General features: G+C 34.7%; 13 protein-coding genes. 5 read left to right on the top strand and 8 right to left on the bottom strand.

Annotated features, from left to right (window positions below; translation table 11 throughout):
* The first annotated feature begins 31 nt into the window (after positions 1–31).
* From IE051_RS05115 to IE051_RS05105, 3 genes are all read left to right on the top strand, one after another.
* Positions 32–2,689 carry a tetratricopeptide repeat protein gene (locus IE051_RS05115; RefSeq protein ID WP_189359699.1) on the top strand — a complete coding sequence of 886 codons (2,658 nt, stop codon included), beginning with the start codon at positions 32–34 and terminating at the stop codon, positions 2,687–2,689.
* Positions 2,690–2,694: 5 nt separating this feature from the next.
* Entirely contained in the window at positions 2,695–3,354 is a 660-nt protein-coding gene (locus tag IE051_RS05110) for a response regulator (RefSeq protein ID WP_189359698.1), read from the top strand.
* Positions 3,355–3,442: 88 nt separating this feature from the next.
* Positions 3,443–3,787, top strand: coding sequence for a hypothetical protein (locus IE051_RS05105; RefSeq protein ID WP_189359697.1), 345 nt, complete (start codon positions 3,443–3,445; stop codon positions 3,785–3,787).
* Between the two features lie 139 nt (positions 3,788–3,926).
* Here IE051_RS05105 and dxs read toward each other — a convergent pair whose 3' ends face one another.
* Positions 3,927–5,699: a 1-deoxy-D-xylulose-5-phosphate synthase gene (gene dxs / locus IE051_RS05100; RefSeq protein WP_189359696.1), complete on the bottom strand. Its 1,773-nt coding sequence runs from the start codon at positions 5,697–5,699 to the stop codon at positions 3,927–3,929.
* Between the two features lie 39 nt (positions 5,700–5,738).
* Here dxs and IE051_RS05095 point away from each other — a divergent pair, with 39 nt between their 5' ends.
* Positions 5,739–6,188 (top strand): nucleoside deaminase, encoded by a 450-nt coding sequence (locus IE051_RS05095; RefSeq protein WP_189359695.1) that lies wholly within the window; start codon positions 5,739–5,741, stop codon positions 6,186–6,188.
* A 55-nt stretch (positions 6,189–6,243) separates the two neighbouring features.
* Here IE051_RS05095 and IE051_RS05090 read toward each other — a convergent pair whose 3' ends face one another.
* The 7 genes from IE051_RS05090 to IE051_RS05060 all read right to left on the bottom strand — a co-directional run bounded on the left by IE051_RS05090 (position 6,244) and on the right by IE051_RS05060 (position 16,897).
* Positions 6,244–6,480: a hypothetical protein gene (locus IE051_RS05090; RefSeq protein ID WP_189359694.1), complete on the bottom strand. Its 237-nt coding sequence runs from the start codon at positions 6,478–6,480 to the stop codon at positions 6,244–6,246.
* Positions 6,481–6,497: 17 nt separating this feature from the next.
* Positions 6,498–8,285, bottom strand: a complete 1,788-nt coding sequence (locus tag IE051_RS05085; protein ID WP_189359693.1) for a chloride channel protein — start codon at positions 8,283–8,285, stop codon at positions 6,498–6,500.
* Between the two features lie 43 nt (positions 8,286–8,328).
* Entirely contained in the window at positions 8,329–10,083 is a 1,755-nt protein-coding gene (aspS, locus tag IE051_RS05080; RefSeq protein ID WP_189359692.1) for an aspartate--tRNA ligase, read from the bottom strand.
* Between the two features lie 133 nt (positions 10,084–10,216).
* Positions 10,217–13,717, bottom strand: a complete 3,501-nt coding sequence (locus IE051_RS05075; protein ID WP_189359691.1) for an efflux RND transporter permease subunit — start codon at positions 13,715–13,717, stop codon at positions 10,217–10,219.
* Positions 13,718–13,737: 20 nt separating this feature from the next.
* Positions 13,738–14,916, bottom strand: a complete 1,179-nt coding sequence (locus tag IE051_RS05070) for an efflux RND transporter periplasmic adaptor subunit (protein ID WP_189359690.1) — start codon at positions 14,914–14,916, stop codon at positions 13,738–13,740.
* Between the two features lie 24 nt (positions 14,917–14,940).
* Entirely contained in the window at positions 14,941–16,290 is a 1,350-nt protein-coding gene (locus tag IE051_RS05065; RefSeq protein ID WP_189359689.1) for a TolC family protein, read from the bottom strand.
* A gap of 1 nt (position 16,291) precedes the next feature.
* Positions 16,292–16,897, bottom strand: coding sequence for a TetR/AcrR family transcriptional regulator (locus IE051_RS05060; RefSeq protein ID WP_189359688.1), 606 nt, complete (start codon positions 16,895–16,897; stop codon positions 16,292–16,294).
* Between the two features lie 126 nt (positions 16,898–17,023).
* Here IE051_RS05060 and IE051_RS05055 point away from each other — a divergent pair, with 126 nt between their 5' ends.
* Positions 17,024–17,998: a polyprenyl synthetase family protein gene (locus IE051_RS05055; protein WP_189359687.1), complete on the top strand. Its 975-nt coding sequence runs from the start codon at positions 17,024–17,026 to the stop codon at positions 17,996–17,998.
* The last annotated feature ends 7 nt before the right edge of the window (positions 17,999–18,005 follow it).

Below are 18,005 nucleotides of genomic sequence, written 5' to 3'. Positions count from 1 at the left end.
AAAATAATTTTAAGAAAATTTTTTTTAAGTAATGAGACATAATATCAGATTAGTCACCATTTTTATTTTATTGATAACACCTTGTTTCGGGCAGCAATTAGATTCCTTACGGAATGTTTGGATTGATGCAGAGCAGTCAGATTTCAATCGCGCAAAAGCGTTGACTGAATATGCTAAAAAGTATAATAAAACGAACGCCGATAGTTCTCTGTTTTATGCTCAAAAAGCCTACGAGTTTGCAAACATAAAAAGAATTGAGGAATATAAAGTTAAATCTAAACGAGTAATATGGTCTGTATATTATAAAAAAGGAGATTTTGATACTGCCAATAGAATAAATACTGAAGCTTTTGATACTGCCATACAAAATGGAGATAGTTCAAGTATTGCACTAGCATATACCAGGTTTGGGTTGGTTACGAATAAAAAGTTTGAGTATGATAGTACCATTGTTTATTATCGTAAAGCAATAAAAGTATCAAAAGCGTTAAACGATAAAGAACAAGTGGCAAATAACTTAAACAACATTGGTATTGTTTATATTTATAAGAACGACTATCCTTCTGCAGAAGCCTGTTTTGAACAGTGTATTAGCTTATACGAAGAACTAGGAATGGATACTACCGCTTCTTCAACTAATTTAGCGCTTTTAAAGAAAAGGAAAGGCGATTTATCTATGGCTATTGAATTATTCCAGAAACAATTAGCCTTTCATGAGAGAAATGGAAATGAAGCAAATGCTGCCACAGATCATATCAATATAGCAAGTTTACATTACGACCTGGAAAATAAAGAACAATTTTTAGAGCATACGTATAAGGCATTAGAACTAAATGAAAAATTAAACAATAAAGAAGGTCTTGCTAAGGTTTTAGCAAATTTGGGTGAAGCCTCTGTAAAATACAAAGACCAAGATAAAGCACTTGAATATTTAAACAGAAGCCTTTTAATTTCTGAGGAAATTGGTAATAAAGCGTTTATAGGTCGAGCGCTAAGAGAAATAGGTAAACTTCAAATACACCTCAAAAACTATCCGGAAGCTTATAAAAACTTATCACGATCATTAACTATTTCTGAAGAGATAAATTATACTCTAGGAGTTGCTATGGCACAAAGAGGAATGGGCTTATACTATAAAGCTATAGGTAATACAAAACAGGCTTTAGCTTATTTCAACAAAAGCTTAGAGACTTCAAGAAATAGGTTTATTGCAGAGGTTAGAGATGCCTCTTTTGATTTATTTCAATTATATGATTCTTTAGGAAATGACAAACTAGCATTGGAGTCATACAAGTTATATGTATCCACAAATGATAGCATACAAGCTATAGATAATAAGCGAGCAATTATAGGTCAAGAGTTTAAGTATGAGTACGAGAAAAAAGCACTTAGAGACAGTATTTATTTTGAAAGTCAAAGAGAAATTCAAAAAGCAACGTTGGCAAAAACCCAAAGAGAGCGTCAAACTTTATTTATTATTCTTTTGATTGTATTAGGGTTTTCGGTTTTACTTTACAGTAGAATTAGATTGATTAAAAAGCAAAAAAACACGATTGAAGACCAGAATCAAGAACTTAATAATTTGAATGAAAATTTAGAACAAAAAGTTGAGGAGCGTACTCAAAAAATTGTTGAAGTTAACAATAACTTGAAAGTAAGTGATGAACGTTATAAATATGCCTTAGATGCATCAAATGATGGTATATGGGATTGGAATGTGAAATCTGATACAATAAAATTTAGCTCAGCAATTTATACAATGCTAGGCTATGCCCCTTATGAATTTGAAGAATCTAGAGAAGAAATATATAAAAGAATTTCAGATCATAATCAACGAGAGATTCTTAGAGAAAATCATCAAAAAATAATGACTGAAAGGAGTAACGAGCAATTGTTGGATGAGTATAAAATAAAAAAGAAAAAAGGAGACACTATTTGGGTACAGGTAAAAGGTAAAATTGTAGAACGAGATTCAGAAGGTAAACCAACTAGAGTGGTTGGAACACATACAGATATTACTGCCGACAAAATACGAACTCAAGAAATGCTTGAAGCCGTTTTAAGAACCGAAAATATTGAACGTAGTAGGATTTCAAGAGATATACATGATGGGCTTCAGCAAACACTTACAATTTCGTCTTTAAACTTTCAAACAGCAAAAAAAGAACTCAATAAGTTAGGTGATAATGCAAAAGAAAAATTTGAAATAGGTTGGAATTATTTACAAGATTCTATTATTGAAAGTCGAGTTGTAGCACATTCACTAATGCCAAAAGCAATAATAGATTTTGGTGTCATTTCAGCATTTGAAAGTTTGATTGATGAATTGGATAAGAGTTCTGAATCGATTGCTTTTAATTTCATACATAACTTTGAACAAGAACGATTAGAAAATCAACAAATAGAAATTACTTTATATCGTATTTTACAGGAGTCTATTAATAATATTATTAAATACTCAAAAGCGAAAAATGTATCTATTCAATTGAAGGATTATGATGAACTATATATGCTAACTATAGAGGATGATGGTGTTGGATTTGACATTAATAAAATAACAGAGAAGAATAGGGGTTTAGGGTTTCAGAGTATGAGAAATAGGGTAGACGCCATAAACGGATTTTTAGAAATAGACAGTAGAATTGGCAGTGGAACTACTATTTTAGTGGAAATAAATAAAAGTGTGTAACAGCCATGGGTAAGATTAAACTTTTTTTAGTAGATGATCATAAAATGATTCGAGAAGGATTAAAAAACTTTTTGGGAGATCATCCAGATTTTGAAATAGTCGCGGAAGCAGAGAATGGTGAAGATTGCTTGAATCAATTAAGAGACATAGCTGTAGATATTGTACTTACAGATTTGAATATGCCAATTATGGATGGCTTAGAATTGATTAAGACATTAAAGATTGACCATCCAAATATTAAAATAATTGCCTTGACAATGATGGGGGAAAGTCAACATATTAAGCAGATGTTGGCAGAAGGCGCACTGGGGTATTTACTGAAAAACTGTAGTGAGGAAGAACTGATTCAAGCCATTAAAAGTGTTTATGAAGGAAATACCTATTATTCTCCAGAGGTCACTAATATTATTTTGAACAACATTCGTAAAATAAAACCAATTTCAACATCGAAAGTTGTAACTGAAATGCCTTTAACGGAAAGAGAAAAAGAAGTATTACATTTAATTTTAAAAGAACAATCTAACAAAGAAATTGCAGAACAGTTATTTGTAAGTGTGCGAACCGTTGATGCACACAAAAGAAATTTGCTAGATAAAACTGGTAGCAAGAATGTAGCTGGATTGGTATTGTATGCTATTGAAAGACAGCTGTTTGATGATGTATAGGTAAATTGCCTATATGGTAAATGTAGGTGTTACACCAATCTCCAAATTCTTTTCTATCTATACATTTGTAGTTTAAGAGGTCTAATTAATGTTAATAGGTAGAGAAAATAGCATAAATCAAAAATTGGTAGATAAGATTTCTGAGATCATTCCAATTGTATTTAAGAATTATGAAGCGGTATTAGAAGGTTTTGAGGATCGGTTAATACCGCGAGTTCTAATAGTTAATTTAATGGATGTTGGGCCAATAGAGAATGAAATCATATCTAATTTGAAAAAGAAATACCCCCAAATAAAATTAATAGCGGTTCATTGTTTTCAAGCGCCAGAAATGATTGATAGCATCATAAGGAAGGGGTATGACAGTTATGTTTCTATTTTTGATATATCAAATGAACTCTCTAATATGTTACGCGAACAGGAAGTTATTTAGCCCAAGTCCTTTTGTGTTATTTTTAAATAATCAAATTATTATTAAGCGTAGTTAACTTTACTATAGAAGGCCATATGGCTCCTCTAAAATTTTTCCGATGACCTTGTCATCCCATGATGGTATTCCAGATGCAACAAATTTAATCCAAAGGGGATTTTCTTAAAAGGGCTTTAATCTGTTTCGATAGACTTATGCCGTCTAATCCAGTCAACTCATGCAATTCTTTTACACTGCCATGTTCAATAAAGCGATCTGGAATGCCTATAACTTGAATAGTATTCTTGTAATTATGGATTGCTGCAAATTCTAAAATGGCTGAGCCGAAAGCGCCTTTAACACTGTTGTCTTCAACGGTAATTACCTTGCTATGCGTTTTAAATATAGTATGGAGTATGTTTTCATCTAAAGGTTTTACAAAACGCATATCATAATGAGAAATATCCAAGTCAAAACTAGCCTCGCTTACCTGTTTCGCCATAGTGCCAATACTTAAAACAGCTAGGTCATTGCCTTTTTTGAGTTGGACAGCTTTACCAATTTCTATTCTAGAAAAGGATTGTTTCCAATCTATCATTTCACCACGCCCTCTGGGATACCTTATTGCAATGGGGTGATCTAGACCTAGTTGGGCTGTATACATTATGTTGCGTAATTCTACTTCATTTCTAGGTACGAAAATAATGAGATTGGGAATGCATCTTAAATAACTTAAATCGAAAACACCATGATGGGTGGCCCCATCTTCTCCCACCAAACCAGAACGGTCTAAACAAAAAATAACAGGTAGGTTTTGAATGGCCACATCATGAATGATTTGGTCGTAAGCCCGCTGTAAAAACGTGGAATAGATATTACAAAAAGGGACTAATCCTTGGGTTGCCATACCTGCCGCTAAGGTTACGGCGTGTTGTTCTGCAATACCCACATCAAAAGCCCGTTCAGGAATCTCGTCCATCATGTATTTTAATGAGCTGCCTGTTGGCATAGCAGGCGTAATCCCAACAATCTTTTTATTTTGTTTTGCGAGTTCAACCAAAGTGTATCCAAAAACATCTTGATATTTTGGTGGTAGGACTTTGGAAGATGTGATTTCTAAATCACCGGTTTTTGCATTAAATTTCCCCGGTGCATGATATTTTACTTGATCAGCCTCAGCTTGCTTTAGACCTTTACCTTTTGTAGTAATAATATGAAGTAATTTTGGACCTTTAATTGTTTTTAAACGCTCTAATTCTGAAATAATTTTATTTAAATTATGACCATCAATTGGCCCAGAATAGTCAAAATTTAAGGCTTCAATAATATTATTGCGTTTTTGTGTGCTTTTTTTAACATTGGTTAAATATTGCTTTAATGCCCCAACACTTGGGTCTATACCAATAGCATTATCATTTAAAATCACCAATACATTGGCATCAGTAACTCCGGCGTGATTTAATCCTTCAAATGCCATTCCACTGGCAATGGAGGCATCACCAATAACAGCAATATGATGTTTGTCTTCTCCTTTTAACTTTGAGGCAATTGCCATGCCTAAAGCTGCTGAAATGGAAGTAGAGGAGTGCCCAACACCAAAAGTATCAAATTCACTTTCGCTACGTTTTGGGAAACCACTTATGCCACCTAGCTGCCTATTGGTGTGAAAAACATCTTTTCTGCCTGTTAATATTTTATGACCATAGGCTTGATGACCTACATCCCATATTAATTGGTCTATAGGTGTATTAAACACATAATGAATGGCAATTGTGAGTTCTACTACGCCAAGACTAGCTCCAAGGTGTCCTTCCTTAGTAGCCACAATGTTGATTATGAATTTTCGTAATTCGTGTGCAAGATGGGGTAAGTCTTTTTGATTTATAAGACGAAGCTCTTGTGGGGAATTAATATTTTTTAGTATACTTTTTTGCACGTCACAAAAGTACAAGAATGAAATTGTATTTTTGCTATCATGATAGAACCTTTTGATGATACCTATTTTATGAAAAAAGCGCTTCACGAGGCTGAAGCCGCATATGAAAAAGGTGAAATTCCTGTGGGTGCAGTTGTGGTTATTGATGGAAGAATTATAGCTAGAGGGCATAATTTAACAGAAACCTTAACTGATGTTACGGCCCACGCAGAAATGCAAGCTATTACCGCAGCAGCTAATTTTCTTGGTGGGAAATATTTAAAAGGTTGTACACTATACGTTACCCTAGAACCTTGTCAAATGTGCGCAGGGGCATTGTATTGGAGTCAGATTTCAAGAATTGTTTATGGTGCTAGAGATTTAGAACGTGGTTGCATTAATTTGAAAACTAAGCTACATCCGAAAACAGAAATTATTGGTGGTGTTTTAGAAGTTGAAGGCGCCTCTTTATTAAAGCGTTTTTTTGCAGGGAAACGCAATCTTAATTAGACTTATTCCTTTTAAATGCTTTTGGCGTCATTACCTGCTTTAATTTATTTAATTTTCAATGGTTTTTCTTTTTTTGACTATCACGCATTTTGTCTAAATTCTCTTTGGTGAGCATGTAGTCTTTAGGGTCTTTTCCTTTCCAACGGTAGTATGAAAATAAAGGAAAAACAATTAGAAATAGCCCAGCAACCCCAAAACCAATCAGTTTTTCTGAGTACATCACATCTAAACTAAAACCTAGAATGATACTTGTGAATGCAGCAATAGTTAATAAGGTAATTATATATTTCATTAGAACTTCCTGATACGTTATTTCGTAAAATTTATGAGTTGTTGTCTGTACGCCGTGAGTAGTTTTGATTTTGAAATGTAACCATAATACTTACCGCGTTTTACAACAGGTAGATTCCAAGCGCCACTGGTTTTGAATTTATTCATCACATCATTCATAGAATCATCATCATAATTTATAATGCCATGGTCGGCATGCATAAGGCTAGAGGCTTTTACCTTGTCATAAAGGTCGGTATCAAACATCATGTGTCGCATATCGTCTAAACGAATAACGCCAAGAAACTCATGGTCATCATTAACCACCGGAAAATGATTTCTTGATGATTTTGCAACAGCCTTAGTAAGAATCTCTCCCAGTTTCATTTCCGGTTTTAAAATGATAAAATTGGTCTCTATAACTTTATCCATATCTAAAACCATGAGGACATTTTGATCCTTATCATGCGTCATTAACTCACCACGCTGAGCTAACTTTAAGGTGTATATGGAATGAGAAACATAGTATTTGGTAACGGCAAATGAAATGGCCGAAACTATCATTAGTGGTACAAATAATTCATAGCCTCCCGTGATTTCTGCAATCAAGAAAATGGCTGTAAGTGGCGCATGGAGTACCCCTGCCATTAAACCAGTCATTCCTATCAATGTGAAATTAGATTCTGAAACGTGAAAATCTAAGCCCAAATTGTTGATGATTTTAGCAAAGGCATTGCCTATAGCGCTACCCATAACCAAGGTAGGGATAAATACACCGCCAACACCACCAGCTCCAAAAGTAGTAGTCATGGCAATGGCTTTAAAAACAGCAATTCCTAGTAATAGTCCAATAACCATCCAAATATTTGATAGCTCAAAATTAAAAGGCGTGTTCCCAATGGCCGCCAAGTGATCGCCTTTTAAAAGATTATTCATTATACCATAACCCTCACCATAAAGTGGCGGGATAACATAAAGCATGGACCCTATGGCAAGACCTCCAATAAGCAGTCGTTTTGCCCTGCTTTCAAATTGCTTGAAAAAATTAGTAATAGCGAAAAATACTTTTGAGAAATATACGGATGCAAAAGCAGTGACTAAACCAAGTAATACATAAAATGGAATATCATTTACTACAAACTTATCAGTCAATTCAAACCTTAATAATACATCAGTACCTGAAAATAGGTAAGAGGTTACTACCGCAGAAACTGAAGCGAGTAATAACGGTACAAGTGAGGTAAATGCTATATCTAAACTAAAAATTTCAACAGCAAAAATAATGGCAGCAATAGGTGCTTTAAACATGGAAGCCATGGCTCCTGCTGCTGCACACCCTATTAATAGCATCCTTGTTTTTACGTTCATATGAAACAGGCGTGCAGCATTTGATCCTAATGCAGAACCTACACTTACTGCGGGGCCTTGCAAACCTACCGAACCACCAAATCCTGCAGTAAGTGGTGCTGTGATTAGAGCGGCATAAATATTATATCTAGGAATAATACCGTTAAGTTTTGAAATGGCATAGAGTGTCGACGAAATACCATGTCCAATGTGCTTCTTTAGCCAGGTTTGTTTAATAATATAAACAAGTAACAAACCTATAATTGGAAGTATAAAGTATAAGGTGCTTTGGTAATCCTGAAAAATATATAAACTAAAAAAATGCCGGATGTAATAGGTAAGGTTTTTAAGTACCACGGTTCCCATACCCGCCAAAAAACCAACTAGAATACTAAGCAGATAAATAAACTGGCGTTCAGAAATATGTTTGTACTTCCAGATTAAAAATTTACGTAATAGGCTTTTTGTGGTAAAAGGCATGTTTAAAATTACTAAAAAATCCTGCGCGAAGCAGGATTTAATTTTATGATTTTAAATTAAGTTTTAAACTAAGTTCAGTTAGCTGCTGGTCATCAATTGGAGCAGGAGCATCTATCATCACATCCCGGCCTGAATTATTCTTTGGGAACGCAATGAAGTCTCTAATTGTTTCTTGTCCACCTAATATGGCAACTAATCGGTCTAGTCCAAATGCAAGACCACCATGAGGAGGAGCACCATATTGAAAAGCATCCATTAAAAAGCCGAATTGCGCTTTTGCCTCTTCAGGGGTAAATCCTAAATAGTCGAACATTAAAGATTGTGTTGCTGCATCATGAATTCTTATAGATCCTCCACCAATTTCATTACCATTTAAGACTAAATCGTAGGCATTGGCTTTTACCGCTCCTGGATCTGTTTTTAATAATTCTAACTGCCCAGGTTTAGGTGATGTAAATGGATGGTGCATGGCGTGGTAACGTGCGGTGTCCTCATCCCATTCTAATAATGGAAAATCCATAACCCAAAGTGGCGCAAATTCATCAGGCTTGCGCAAGCCTAAGCGTTCTGCTAATTCCATGCGTAAAGCACTTAATTGTGCGCGAACTTTGTTTTTGTCTCCTGAAAGTACACATACTAAATCTCCAGGTTTCGCCCCTGTGACTTCTGCCCATTTGGCTAAATCTTCTTGATCATAGAATTTATCTACTGAAGACTTGTAGCTGCCATCATCATTACAACGGGAGTAAACCATCCCTAATGCACCAACTTGTGGACGTTTTATCCATGAAATCAATTTGTCAATTTCTTTTCTGGTATAACTATTACCACCTGGAACTGCAATTCCAACTACTAATTCGGCGTTGTTAAAAACACCAAAATCCTTGTGTTGAGCCACTTCATTAAGTTCTCCAAATTCCATTCCAAATCTAATGTCCGGCTTGTCGTTTCCGTACAAACGCATGGCATCATCATATTGTATCCTTGGGAATTTCTCCACTTGTACACCATTCACTTCTTTTAACAAATGACGTGTTAAACCTTCAAAAGCGTTTAATATATCCTCTTGCTCAATAAAGGCCATTTCACAATCTATCTGTGTAAACTCAGGCTGTCTATCGGCACGTAAATCTTCGTCTCTAAAACATTTTACAATCTGAAAATATTTATCCATGCCACCCACCATAAGCAATTGCTTAAACGTTTGTGGTGATTGCGGAAGGGCATAAAACTCCCCTTCATTCATTCTTGAAGGTACTACAAAATCACGAGCGCCTTCAGGTGTTGATTTAATTAAATAAGGTGTTTCAACCTCTATAAACCCTTCATTAGATAAATAGTTTCTAACTTCTTGAGTGACTTTATGTCTGAAGATTAAACTGTTTTTTACGGGGTTTCTACGAATATCTAAATAGCGATACTTCATTCTGATATCTTCACCACCGTCGGTATTATCTTCTATGGTAAAAGGAGGCAATTCAGATTCATTTAAAACAGTTAGTTCTGAAACTAAAATTTCAATGTCCCCCGTAGGAATATTTGGGTTTTTTGATGCACGTTCAATAACCGTTCCTTTAACTTGAATTACAAATTCACGTCCTAGATTCTGTGCTTGTGCTATAAGTGCTTTTGAAGTGCGTTCTTCATCAAACACCAACTGGGTTATACCATATCGGTCTCTTAAATCAACCCAGACAATAAAACCTTTGTCTCTTGACTTTTGAACCCATCCTGATAAAGTAACCTCTGTATTTATATGCGTCGCTCTTAATTCGCCGCAATTATGACTCCTGTACATAGTTGTAAAATTGAGGTGCAAATTTACATAAGTTAAATGATTATATAAATGAAAAAGCTTCAATAATTAAATCGAAGCTTTTTCTTATTAATCGAGTTAGTCAAAAACAATTAATCAAAATATGTTTGGGTTTTTATGACGCTATTTTTTCATCATAAACCGCTACGCGATCTTTATATAACCACATTTTAAATTTGGTGACTAAATAAAATAAAATTGGTACAACAATTAGCGTTAAAAAGGTTGCAATAAAAAGTCCGTAAATTACGGTCCATGCTAATGGTCCCCAGAAAATCACATTGTCACCTCCCATATAAATATGTGGGTCAAATTCAGTAAACAACGTAAAAAAGTTGATGTTCAGTCCAGTTGCTAATGGTATTAATCCTAATATGGTTGTAATAGCTGTTAACAGTACCGGACGTAAACGTGCTTTTCCACCTTTTACAATAGCTTCAAGCAATTCACTATTCTCAATATATTGATCTTCTTCTAAATCATGCTCAACTTTCTTTCTATCAATTAAAAGTTGGGTGTAATCTAGAAGTACCACCCCATTGTTTACTACAATACCAGCAAGTGAAATAATACCCATCATAGTCATCATAATAACAAAAGCACTTCCTGTAGCAACAATACCGCCAAAAACGCCTATTAAACTTAAAAAGATGGCTAGCATGATAATTCCTGGTTTAGAGATTGAATTAAATTGGAAAATCAATATGAAGAAAATCAAGCCTAAACCTGTGAAAAAGGCACCCATTAAAAAGGCCATTTGTTTATTTTGTTCTTCTATTTGTCCTGTGTAATCAATATTGACTGAATCCGGTTTCTGAGTAAAACCTTGCATTTCATTCTGTATTTCAGAAACTATGGCACCTGCATCGGTGTAACCAGGAGACAGGGCAGAATACAAAGTAACCACACGTTTTACATCTTTATGTTTAATAGCGCTAAATCCCGTGGAGTTGCTCTGTCTGGCCACAGCAGATACCGGTACTTCTTTGATACGACCGCTAGACATGTCTCTAAAGGTGATTTTCTGATTAAAAATGGCACTTGTATTATATCTGGTTTCTTCATTGAAACGTACATAAATATCATAATCCTCACCATCTTCTTTATAGATCCCCGCTTTAGCTCCAAAAATAGCATTACGCAATTGCTGACCAACTTGCCCAGAGGTAACACCAAGCTCTCCTGCTTTTTTTCTATCCACGAGTACTTGCATTGAGGGTTTAGATTTGTTCACATCTATTTTCAATTCGTCAATACCCTGAATATTTTTTGAGTTGATAAAATCACGAATTAATTCTGCAGTCGCAATAAGTTCAGAGTAATCTTCACCTTCTAATTCAACATTAATAGGATACCCAGCTGGCGGTCCTACGGCATCTTTTTCAACTGAAATGGCAACACCAGGATAAATGTTTTTTAAATCTTCTTGAACTTTTTTAAGCAATTCTTGACTGTCTGCCCCTTCTCTATACTTATATTCCCGCATGGTAGCGGTAATTTTTCCACGATGTGGCATTTCGGCTGCGGAACCACCATCAGTTTGAGGGTTTCCAGCTCCTTCACCAACTTGCGATACCGCGCTTTCTGTTAAAAAGTTAAAACCACTATCATTCAAATATTCTGGATCATTAATAATGGCATAAACGCGCTGCTCAATATCTTTAGTAATGGCATTGGTTTTCTGAATATCTGTTCCTTCAGGATATTCTATGTAAACAATAATCTGATTTGGTGTATTATCTGGAAAGAATTCTACTTTGGTTCGTTGACTCCCTACGGACATGCCAAACCCCATAAATGCGACAAAAAGAAGAACCACTGTTCCTATGGTAATTATTTGAGGCATTTTACCGCTTAAAGCAAATCGTAATGATTTTTCATAAATACGTTCCCAAAGGGGTAAGATGTTATTTTGAAATCCGTTAGCCCATTTTCTTAAAAATAGTCTGTAGATCCATAATAAACCAACCGTTACAATCATTAAAGTTCCTAATCCTTTGTAGGCACCTCCGGCAAATAAAACGAATATACCAATACCACCAACTATTGCCGAGATTTTAAAGATTTGCTTTAGTGGCATGTCTTTATCCTCAGTAGTCATATATTGAGAAACCATTACTGAATTGAAGAAAATGGCAACAAATAATGAAGAACCTAAAACTACAGATAAGGTTATAGGAAAATAAATCATGAATTGTCCCATAACTCCTGGCCATAAGCCTAATGGTATAAATGCTGCTACCGTTGTTGCGGTAGATATAATTATTGGAAAAGCAATCTCACCAATTCCTTTCTTAGCGGCCTCAACACGCGTCATGCCCTCAGACATTAAGCGATATACGTTTTCAACCACAACAATACCATTATCTACTAGCATACCCAGACCCATAATGAGTCCAAATAAAATCATGGTATTCATGGTATAGCCCAAATAGTCTAAAATCATTAACGACATAAACATGGACATTGGGATTGCAAACCCAACAAATAAGGCGTTTTTAAATCCTAAGAAGAACATGAGTACCGTTACAACCAGTATAATACCAAAGATGATGTTGTTGACTAAGTCGTCTACCTGACCAATGGTTTTTGAAGATTGATCATTAGCAACAGTAACTTCTAAATCCGGTGGAAAAACATTTTCTATGGCATTGGCAACAATAACTTGAATTTGTTCAGCAGCGGCCACCATATTTTTACCCGCACGTTTTTTAACATCAAGCATCACCACCGGGTGTCCAAACTCTCGTGCATAGGTGGTTTTGTCTTCATCTTTAAAGGATACTTTTGCTATATCTCTTAAATAAATAGGGTTGTTTCGTTCAGACTTAACAACGAAATTTTCAAGCTCTTTTGGGTCTTCAATCTCACCTAAAATCCTTATGGTTCTTCGCTGTCCGCTTGTAATTAGATTACCGGCAGACATGGTCATATTCTCCCTACTAATGGTGTTGATAATATCATCAAAGCTCACCTGAGCAGCCATCATTTTGTAGATGTCTACGGCTACTTCAACTTCTTTTTCTTGAGCGCCTCTAATATCAACTTGCTTTATTTCTTGTAAACTTTCTATCTCATCTTCAAGATATTCGCCATATTCTTTCAGTCTATCAACAGGGTAGTCACCAGATATATTAATATTAAGGATAGGGATTTCTTCTGACATACTTAAGTCGAACACATTAGGCTCTACTTTTGCACCATTAAATGTAGGCCAATCTTCACTTGCCGTTTCAGAATCAATTTCGTCTTTTACTTTTTGTTTGGCTGCTTCAACGCCTATGTTCTCGTCAAATTCAACAATCACAATAGAGTAATCTTCTTGAGAGGTTGAGGTGATTTCAACTACATTACTAACCGTTTTTAATTTGTCCTCAATAGGGTCGGTTATTAGTTTTTCAATATCCTCTGCCGTATTTCCTGGGTAAACGGAACTGATATAAATTTTTGTCTCCTTGATTTCAGGGAAGTTTTCCCTTGGCATACTGAAATAAGCGCCAGCACCAAGAAATAGTATTAGGGCAATCAAAACATACATGGTTGTTTTGTTGTTGATAGCCCACGAGGAAAGCCCAAACTCCTTATTAACGTTTTTCTTTTTTTTATTTTTAGTCATTGCTTGGATAGTCTTTAGGATTATTTGGCGTTTTCAATTTCAAGAATTTTCACCTCTTGACCTTCTTTTACACTTCGAGCACCTTCATTAATGATTTCATCGTTATCATGTATTCCTGAGACTACTTCAATGTTATCACCCTGCGTTTTACCAGTTTCAATAATGACACGCTTTACCTTGGCCTTGTTATCCACTTTATCTGTTATGGTATACACATATTGCTGTCCTAGGGCGTTTTCAGAAATAATACTTTGCGGAATAAGTATCGCTTGATCATTTGAATAATCGTTAATTTTAAGTCTAGCCGTTAAATTTGGTTTTATTGATTTGTCCTTATTAGGTATCGCTATTTCAACCTTAAACGTTCTATTGGCAGGATTAATGAAATTTCCAGCTTGTCTTACTTCAGTATCTATTTCTTTTCCTAAAACGGGGAAATATACTTTCACTTTTTTCCCTTTAGTAATGTCTGAAACATAGCGTTCAGGAACTTCAGTCTCTATGTACATGTTGTCAAGGTTAACTATTCTAAACAATTCTGATTGTCCAGGAGATACAACACTTCCTTGGTCTGTAATCACATCATCAATAGTTCCTGAAAAAGGGGCTCTTACTTCAGTTTTAGCAACTTGTTGTTCTAATTGATTACTAGCTTGTAATTGTGCTTCATAAGCTGCTTTAGCCTGTAAATACTGTATTTCACTGCCTATTTTCTGTTTCCAAAGACGGTCTTGACGCTCAAATGTTGTTTTTGCTAACTCTGTTTGAATTTTTAATTGCGACAATTGTTGACTCAAACCACCATCATCAATTTTAGCTAGAAGTTCTCCTCTTTTTACTTTCTGTCCTTCCTTAACATAAACTTCATTTAAGATACCTGCAAATTCAGGGTGAATGACTAAGTTTTGTTTTGTGCTAACACTTCCTTGTAATTCAGCAAAGTGTTTAAATTCAGAATTTTTAGCTTTAATAGTTGTTATTAAAGGTATTTTGGCTTGAGGATTTAACGTTCGTATCGTTTTTTCCAGTTGTTTTATCTGTGCAACGATTTCATTGTTTTTAGCATCTAATTCACTTTTTCTTTTTCTGATTAGTTCTAAATCATTAGTTGCAATTATATCTTCAATGGATTTTTTACTTTCAGAACCACATGAAGTTAAAAGAAGAGTTGTAAGTACTAATGTATATATAGTTTTCATGGTATTTGTTTTTGACTAAATAGTCTATGGATTGATGCGATTTAATAAGGTTTCTAATGTTGCTTTTTTCGTGATAACGTCAAGCATGGCCTGAAGGAATTCTTGCTGAGCCGTATATAATTGAATTTGTGCTTGTCTTAAATCAAAACTAGAGGCTATACCTTCAAAAAATTTAGTTTGATTTTTAGCTTCAATGCGTTCAGATAAATTTAAATTTTCTTTTTTGTTGGAGTAGTCTTCAATAGAATATTGATAATCACTTTGCGCTGTTGCAATATCTAATTTTATACGTTGTTCCGTTTCAATTAAATCGTCTTCTGCTTTTGCGAAATCAATTTTTGCACGCTGTGTTGCGGCACTTCGTTGACCAGAACTAAAAATGGGAATACTCATGCCTACACCAAAAACGGCAAAACCAAAATAGTCTTGTCCTTTGTCGAAAAAGGTAAAGCTATCTCCAAAGGAATTATAACCACCATTTACAAAGGCACTTATAGAGGGCATGGCATCACTTTTAGCTAATTTTATTAAGAGCTCTTTTGAGGTTTTATCGTTTTCGGCAATTTTATAGTCTATATTTTCTTCAACGGAATATGGATCGGATATTAAACCTAAGTCCACATTGCGCGCCGTAAGAGTTTCAAGGTTATCAAGCAGTATAGTAGGATGATTAATATCAAGTCCCATAGTCATATTTAACATCTGTAATGAAACAGATTTAACGCGCTCGCTTCTGTTTAAAGCACTTTCAATATCAGCTAATGTGATTTTTAATTGCTCTACACTTTCTTCTTCCTCTAAACCATTTTCGAATATCTTGGTAATTTCGTCTAGGTTTTTTTGAAGAGTAGCTCTGTTTTCCTTTAATATAGAGACGGTTTCTTCGCTTAATAGCACATTGCCGTAAGCATCAATGGTCCCTTTTCTAACTTCAAGATCTGTTTTTTCTTTGGCGTTTTTTGATATTTCTAAAAATACTTTTGCTGACTGTAGACCAACGATATAAGAGCCATCAAAAATAAGTTGACTTAATGACGCTGATGCCGAAAGGTTTTGTTTTGCTCCAAAAACTACGGGAACTAATGGTGAATCTGGATCTTCAAAATCACTAGGAATCACATTAACCTGCTGTTTAATATTGTTTTGGTAATCCACTTGACCATTTAATTGAGGTAATCCAATGGCAATGGTTTCCCATTTTTGCTTGTATGCGGCTTCAACATCTCTTGAAGCGTTTTTAGCGTTTCTGTTATGCACAATAGCATATTCAATAGCCTCTTGCAGGGTGAATCTAGACTTAGTCTCTTCGGTTTCCTGAGTGAAACCTTTTAATACAAAGAGTAAACTAAAACCTAGAATTAGCTTGATTTTCATTTTATGATTGATTTGATGTTATAAATTTGTTTAATGTCTCTAGTCCTTTTGGTGTGCAAATACCTCTAAGATGATATTCCAAATAATTACTCATGAGCATATGCATTGAGAACTGTTTCTCGGGAAATAAATCTTTATCCTTTATGGCCAACATAATGCTGAAATATATTCTTGACACAAAATGGACATCAATGGTTTTTCTATAGAGTTCTTGTTCTATGCCTCTATTAAGATTGTCAATAACACAAGTTTGCATCACTTCAAATTGCTTGCCTTTTAGGGTATTGCATATTTTAGGATAGTACTTTTGCAATTGATATTGCGGAGAGGACTTTTCGTCCTTTAAGTGCTCCATAATAAATTGCTTGATACTGTAAATTTCTTCAATAGGATTTTTTTCTAAAGCACATATTTGATTGATGCCCTCAGAAATACATCCGAATAAATGCATGGTGGTAGCTTCAACTAATTTGGTTTTATTGTCAAAATGTAAATAAATGGTCTTTTTAGATATGCCTAAATTATTTGCAATATCATCCATTGTAACACTCTTAAAACCAAGGGTTAAAAACAATTCTGAAGCGCCAATTAAAATTTTATTTCTCATAAACAGGGGCAAATCTACAACGGGAAACTTTAAAAACCTAAAAAGTTTCCTAAGTTTTAATGATTTCTTAACACTAAATTTTACTTTCTATTTAAAAGATATGGGGAATTGCTTTATTTTTGCCCGATGCTTTCAATAGAAAAATACCAACAAGAGTTTATTCAGTTTTTAGAACATTATTCAGCAGTTAAAGAACCTAAAAACCTTTATGAGCCAATTTCTTATATTTTGGATCTAGGAGGAAAACGACTTAGGCCAGTATTGACTTTAATGACAGCTGATATTTTTAATGGCGGGTATAAAAAAAGTCTCAATGCAGCTTTAAGTATTGAGGTGTTTCATAATTTTTCACTTGTTCATGATGATATTATGGATGACGCACCTTTAAGACGCGGACAGACCACTGTGCATGAAAAATGGGATGTAAATACAGGTATTCTTTCTGGTGATGCTATGCTTATAATGGCATACCAACTTTTTGAAAATTATGAAGCTCATATATTTCAGGATTTGGCCAAGTTATTCAGTAAAACAGCATTGGAAGTCTGTGAGGGTCAGCAGTATGATGTTGATTTTGAAACTAGAAATGATGTCACTATACCTGAGTATTTAAAAATGATTGAATACAAAACGGCAGTTTTGGTAGGGGCGGCCATGAAAATGGGAGCTATTGTAGCAGAAGCTTCTAAAGCAGATCAAGAAAACATATATGAATTTGGGCGACATTTAGGAATTGCTTTTCAATTGCAGGATGATTATTTGGATGCTTTTGGCGATCCAAAAACCTTTGGTAAGCAGGTTGGTGGTGATATTATTGAGAATAAAAAAACATACTTGTATTTAAAGGCTTTAGAATTTTTAAATCAAAGTGACCAAGAGTCATTAATAAAGTTGTTTTCTTCAGATATAAATGACGTAAATGCCAAAATTGAGCAGGCCAAAGAATATTTCGTGAATTCAGGATCAGCCAACGCAACAAAAGAAGCTATTCAATTGTATACCAATGAGGCATTTTCGGTGTTAGAATCACTTAATATTTCTGAAGATAAAAAGGAATTGCTAAGAACCTTTGGTAATGGCTTGATGAATAGGACAGTTTAATAGCCTA

The sequence above is a fragment of the Algibacter mikhailovii genome (assembly GCF_014651495.1).
GTDB classification, from domain to species: domain Bacteria; phylum Bacteroidota; class Bacteroidia; order Flavobacteriales; family Flavobacteriaceae; genus Algibacter_E; species Algibacter_E mikhailovii.
The sequence above is the reverse complement of the archived record's forward strand: the minus strand, read 5'-3'. Positions and strand labels throughout refer to the sequence as shown.